The organism is Nocardia rhamnosiphila NBRC 108938 (assembly GCF_000720425.1).
Lineage (GTDB): Bacteria > Actinomycetota > Actinomycetes > Mycobacteriales > Mycobacteriaceae > Nocardia > Nocardia rhamnosiphila.
Genome location: NZ_JOAJ01000001.1, coordinates 911,389 through 917,248, shown reverse-complemented (window position 1 = coordinate 917,248; position 5,860 = coordinate 911,389). Strand labels below are relative to the sequence as shown.

Sequence of the window (5,860 nt, the reverse complement as noted above, 5' to 3'; positions counted from 1 at the left end):
AGATCACCCCTGCCCATCCACCGCATCTACCTTTACTTCATACGCCCGAACTGTTCGTCCCGATGTTCATTTGATATTAATAAGTCCCCACCGCTGAGAAGGCGGCGAATCCCCAGCGTCACTGCGGCGGATTCCGCTCGCCGCGAAGAAAGGTACGGATATCGCGTAGGTCGGGTACCTCGGGCACGAGGTCCGAGAGACCATCCATTTTCTCGAGGTCCTCGGTAGCCGGAGAGATGAACGCCTGCTGATGCTCGCGAGCATGTTCGGCCGCCTGCGTGACGGTCTCGACGATTACGCGGGCCAGCTCTTCGGGGGATTTGCGTAACGCCGATGGGGTGAGACCCAGCTCGGTGAGTACCCCGCTCGCATCAACGGTCGCCGCCACCGACCGGTCCACCGATTCGGCTCGGATTCGGGTCTCTTCCAGTTGCCGATACGTTTCAGCCAACCGGGCCTGCTGCTGCTGGAAGGTGTCGAGGAGATCTTCGATCTGGTTCCGCAGCCCATTGTTGGCGTTCAACAAACCTTCTCGTTTCCACTGGTCCAAGGCCGCATCCTTTCCGGATCATCTGTTCATCGGTTGCCCGGCAGCGCTGCCCGAGCCATCGCCACCAGCAGCCGATGCAAGGTCTTGGCAGCCGCGGGAGCTTCGCTGCCGGCCAGCTGGACTGCGGCGAAACCCGCGGCAAGGGCTCGGCCGGGCGAGAAAGTGTGGTCGTCGAAGCAGTAGTCACCGAGCTCGGCCCGCCAGGATTTGTACCCGCTGACGATCCGCCCCAGAGTGTCGCCCTGGGCACCACTGATTCGTAGGTATTCGGTGATCAGCGCCCGCTGTGCCTCTGCCCGGGCGCGGAGCCCGCCGGTCAGGTCCAGCACCTGGCCGAGCTCCCGCAGCATGGTCACATACATCGGACGTTGCTGCAGCAGGCTGTCCACGGGAACGTGGCCGGCCCGGTCGCGGCCGATGAGCACACCGGGGTCCGCGGTCGCGGTCACATGCAGAACGATCCATGGTTCCGGAGGCTGCGGCGAGTTCACCGCGGAATCCACAGCCTCCGCACTTCGATTCTCCGCCCGGGAGAGCGGCCCGGTATCAGCGACCTCGAGCCCGCACAGGATGGCGGGGTGCTCGGTGAGAACTGCGTCGACAGCTTCGGCGATCTCCCTGGCCGTCTGCTCGGCGAGACCCGACGTTTCGAATCCGATGATCTCGAGGTCGCGCCGTGCGGCCAGGTCACGCAGGATTTCCATGGCCGCCTCATCGGTCTCGCGCCGAGGGCTCGCGGCCATCGCCTCTTTGCGCGAAGGCGGCGTTCGGCGGGGGCCCGCGTCCGGCTTCGCCGACGCCGGCGGTCGATCGGCAGTTCGCGGCGGAACTGCCCGCGGCGGGATCTGACTTTCCGGAGCAGTGGCACCGGTCGGCGCGCCGGATCGTGGGGAGCCCGGAGAATTGCGACCCCAGGGCGTATCGGCCGATCCGGCGGAGGCGGTGCGGGCCGCCGTCGGCTTCGGACCCTCCGGTGCTTTCGGGGCGCTCGCTTCGCTGTTTCTCGGAGGTTGCGCACCTGGTGACGCAGCCGCCGCCCCCACCGGGGCCGGAGCTCCCGGAGCATGCAGCGGAGGTTGCGGTTCTTGTTCCGGGACGCCCGGATCGGTCCCGGGCTCGGGTGACCCCGGCTCGCCGGAACCCGGCTGCTGCGGGGATTGCGGGGCTTCGTCCGGCTGTGCGCGATCCGCGTCGGTGGTGGCGTCGGGCTGCGTGCCGTCGGCGGCATTCTGCCCCGCCTCGGCGGCGATCGGATCATCGGCCGGCCGCTGCCCCGCCCCGGTGGTTTGCTGCGTCGGTACTCCGGTCCGGTCCGCGGGGTCGGCCGCCGCGACGAGAGCCGGCGATATCGAAGCAGCCGGATTCATGCCTGCGTCGGAGTAGAGAGCCGGATCATAATTCCGTACCTGCGCGCTCCCGGCGTTGTCCGTATCCGTGTACGTTCCGGTAGCGGCACGGAGACCGGCGCCGAGGGCACGCACGCGGTCCACCAGATTTTCGAAACCCGCCATGCCCTGCTCCGCGGTGGGCACATAGCTCTCGGCGAAAGCTTTCCCGGGCTCGTCGGTACCCCAGGATTCTCCCTCGCGTAGCGACGTGGCCCTCAACTCCGCGAGCATCTGCGCCAGTTCGTCGGCCATCTGGTCGAACTCCGCCGCCGAGGCATGCATCGCGTCCGGATCGAGCCACAGCGGATCAGTCACTCGCTCACCTTTCCTCCGCACCCATCACCAGCAGGCTCCGTTCAGTGTGGGCAATATCGCGTGATGCCGCATCCCGCACTCTTCCTGGCCCTGGCAAACATATTCCACCGGCTCCGGCAACGTATCCGTGGCTCCGGTTCGGAGCGCGGTCGAGAGTAGGACTACGCGCCCGCCGGGGCACCGGACCCCGGCTCGACATGACCTCGACCTCCCAGGCCCCGTTTCCGACCGGACATCGACCTCGCGCCGACAACGGCCGCGCGGCGACGCGGCATACTCGTCAGGTGAGCTCTCCCGCGACCAGCAAGCCCGCCATCCTCAGCGTCGACGACGACCCCGGGGTGTCCCGGGCCGTCGTCCGTGATCTGCGGCGCCGATACGGCGCCGAGTACCGGATCCTGCGCGCCGAGTCCGGCCCGCAGGCGCTCGAGGTGCTGCGCGAGATGAAACTGCGCGGCCAGCCCGTCGCGATACTCATCGCCGATTTCCGGATGCCGGGTATGGACGGTATCGAGTTCCTCGAGCAGGCCATGGACCTCGACCCCTACGCCCGCCGGGTGCTGCTCACCGCCTACGCCGACACCAATGCCGCCATCGATGCGATCAATGTCGTCGATCTCGATCACTACCTGCTCAAACCGTGGGATCCGCCGGAGGAGAAGCTGTACCCCGTGCTGGACGGCCTGCTGGATGCCTGGCGCAGCAGCGAGCACCGGCCGGTGCACGGGACCAAGGTCATCGGCAACCGATGGTCACCCAGGTCGTCGCAGGTCAGGGAGTTTCTGGCCCGTAACCAGCTGCCCTACCGCTGGTTCCTGGCCGACGAACCCGAGGGCGCGCGCCTGCTCGAGGCCGCCGGCGCCGATCCCCGCCGCTGCCCGGTGGTGATCACCGAGGGCGGACAGGCGCTCGTCCAGCCCAGCGACGGGGAACTGGCCGCCGGCGTGGGATTGAGCACCGAACCGGTCGGCGACTTCTACGACCTCATCGTCGTCGGCGGTGGGCCGGCCGGGCTCGGCGCCGCGGTGTACGGCGCCTCCGAGGGGCTGCGCACCGTACTGGTCGAGCGCACGGCCACCGGCGGCCAGGCGGGCCAGAGTTCGCGTATCGAGAACTACCTGGGTTTCCCGGACGGGTTGTCCGGGGCACAGCTGGCCGACCGGGCGCGCCGCCAGGCGGCCAAGTTCGGGGCCGAGGTGGTCACCACGCGTGAGGTCGTCGGGCTGGAGGTCAACGGGTCGGCCCGAACCGTGCGGTTCGCCGACGGCGGCGCCCTGTCCGCCCATACGGTCATCATCGCGACCGGTGTGGACTACCGGCGCCATCCGGCGACCGGTGTGCACGAATACACCGGGCGTGGGGTCTACTACGGGTCGGCCATGACCGAGGCCGCCGAATGCGCGGGGCACGACGTCTATATCGTCGGCGGCGCGAATTCGGCCGGTCAGGCGGCGATGTTCCTGTCCCGCAACGCGCGCACAGTGAACCTGGTGGTGCGCGGGGACGCGCTGGAGAAGTCCATGTCGCACTATCTGATCCAGCAGATCGCCCAGGTGCCCAATATCCGGGTGCATACCGAGACCGAGGTGGTCGCGGTGAACGGTGACGACCATCTGGACACCCTGGTCCTGCGCGACAACCGGACCGGCACCGAGGAGGCAGTTCCCGCGGAACGATTGTTCCTCTTCATCGGGGCCGCCCCACAGACCGACTGGCTCGACGGCGTGGTGCACCGCGACCCCGCGGGGTACGTCCTGGCGGGCCCGGACCTGCTGGTCGACGGTGACCGGCCGAAGGGCTGGGAGCTGCCGCGGCCGCCGCATCATCTGGAAACCAGCGTGCCCGGAGTTTTCGTGGCCGGGGACGTCCACGCCGAATCCGCCAAGCGGGTGGCCTCGGCCGTCGGGGAGGGCGCCATGGCCGTCATGCTCGTGCACCGCTACCTGGCCTAGAGGAGACCGATAATGAGTATCTGCGATCCCGCCGAACTGCGGTCGCTGTTCCTGTTCGAGAAACTCGACGATCAGCAGCTGGACTGGTTGTGCGCCGACGGCCGCATCGAAACCGTCGAACCGGGGCCGGTCTACCAGGAGGGCGATCCGGCGACCTGTTTCTATGTGCTCATGGACGGTGAGGTGCGACTCACCAAACTGTCCGGGGGGCGGGAGATCGAGATGGTGCACACCGACCATCGCGGCTCCTACGCGGGAGCGTGGACGGCATATCTGGGCGAGCGGGCCGAGACCCACTACGCCACCTCGCTCTACGTGACCCGTACGTCGCGTTTCTATGTGCTGGACGCACAGATCTTCGCCCGGATGATGCACAGCTGGTTCCCGATGGCGGTCCATCTGCTCGAGGGCGCGTTCTTCGGTAACCGCAACACCAACGCGCGGATCGCCCAGCGGGAGCGATTGCTCGCCCTCGGTTCGCTGTCGGCGGGACTGACCCACGAATTGAACAATCCGGCCGCGGCCGCGGTCCGGGCGACCTCGGGCCTGCGCGACCGGATCGCGGGAATGCGGCACAAGCTCGCCATGATGGCGCAGGGAAAGTTCGATACCGCCGTCCTGGAAACCCTGGTCCGGCTGCAGGAGGAGGCGGCCGCCCAGGTCGCCAAGGCACCGGAACTCTCGGCGCTCGAGGCGGCCGACCGGGAAGATCTGCTCGGCGAATGGCTCGAGGACCACGGGATCCGCGACGGCTGGGAACTGGCGCCCAACTATGTCCAGGCTGGGTTCGACACCGATTGGCTCGAACGCGTGGCCGCTACCCTCGAGGGCTGCACGCCCCAGGTACTCGAGGGGGCGTTTCGCTGGCTGAACTACACCATCGAGACCGAATTACTGATGAACGAGATCGCCGACTCCACCACGCGCATCTCGACCCTGGTGGACGCGGCCAAACAGTACTCCCAGATGGACCGGGCTCCGTTCCAGGTGGTGGACCTGCACGAACTCCTGGACAGCACCCTGGTGATGCTCAGCCGCAAGATCGGTGACTCGATCGAGGTGGTCAAGGACTACGACCGCACCCTGCCCCAGGTGCCGTGTTTCGCCGCCGAACTCAACCAGGTGTGGACGAATCTGATCGACAACGCGGTGTACGCGATGGCGGGCAGCGGGACGCTGACCCTGAGCACCCGGCTGGAGAACGACTGCGCGGTCGTCGTGGTCGCCGATACCGGGCCCGGTATCCCGGCCGAGGTGCAGGGCCGCATCTTCGAGCCGTTCTTCACCACCAAACCGGTCGGCGAGGGCACCGGGCTCGGCCTCGATATCTCGTTCCGCATCGTCGTCGACAAGCACGGCGGGGACATCCGGGTCGATTCGCGGCCCGGCGATACCCGGTTCACGGTGTGGCTGCCGCTCACCCGCGCCGAGGACGAGCCCGCGGAGACCGCCGACGCGGACGGCGCATGACCTGCGGCCCGTAAACCCACTACCGGCAATGGGATCCGGACGTCGGCCGGATCTCCTCTGCAGTTTTCTTCCAGACGAACGGCCGGGCCAGGACGAGCCCGTCTGGGTGAAGTGGATGTGGAAGCGGGGTGCCGGGCGAGCCATTCGTCGACGATCGGGGTCTTGTGTGTGGCAAGGTTGTCGCA

General features: G+C 67.7%; 4 protein-coding genes. 2 read left to right on the top strand and 2 right to left on the bottom strand.

The window, feature by feature from the left end; genetic code table 11:
• Positions 1-118: 118 nt before the first annotated feature.
• Both IG75_RS0104300 and IG75_RS38920 read right to left on the bottom strand, forming a co-directional pair.
• Positions 119-523: a YbaB/EbfC family nucleoid-associated protein gene (locus IG75_RS0104300; RefSeq protein WP_169812711.1), complete on the bottom strand. Its 405-nt coding sequence runs from the start codon at positions 521-523 to the stop codon at positions 119-121.
• Positions 524-576: 53 nt separating this feature from the next.
• Positions 577-2,253, bottom strand: a complete 1,677-nt coding sequence (locus IG75_RS38920; protein WP_030519827.1) for a hypothetical protein — start codon at positions 2,251-2,253, stop codon at positions 577-579.
• A gap of 284 nt (positions 2,254-2,537) precedes the next feature.
• Between IG75_RS38920 and IG75_RS0104290 the strand changes: the two genes are divergently transcribed.
• Together IG75_RS0104290 and IG75_RS0104285 are read left to right on the top strand one after the other, a co-directional pair.
• Positions 2,538-4,205 (top strand): NAD(P)/FAD-dependent oxidoreductase, encoded by a 1,668-nt coding sequence (locus IG75_RS0104290; protein WP_030519826.1) that lies wholly within the window; start codon positions 2,538-2,540, stop codon positions 4,203-4,205.
• A gap of 12 nt (positions 4,206-4,217) precedes the next feature.
• Positions 4,218-5,675 carry an ATP-binding protein gene (locus tag IG75_RS0104285; protein ID WP_030519825.1) on the top strand — a complete coding sequence of 486 codons (1,458 nt, stop codon included), beginning with the start codon at positions 4,218-4,220 and terminating at the stop codon, positions 5,673-5,675.
• Positions 5,676-5,860: the final 185 nt, after the last annotated feature.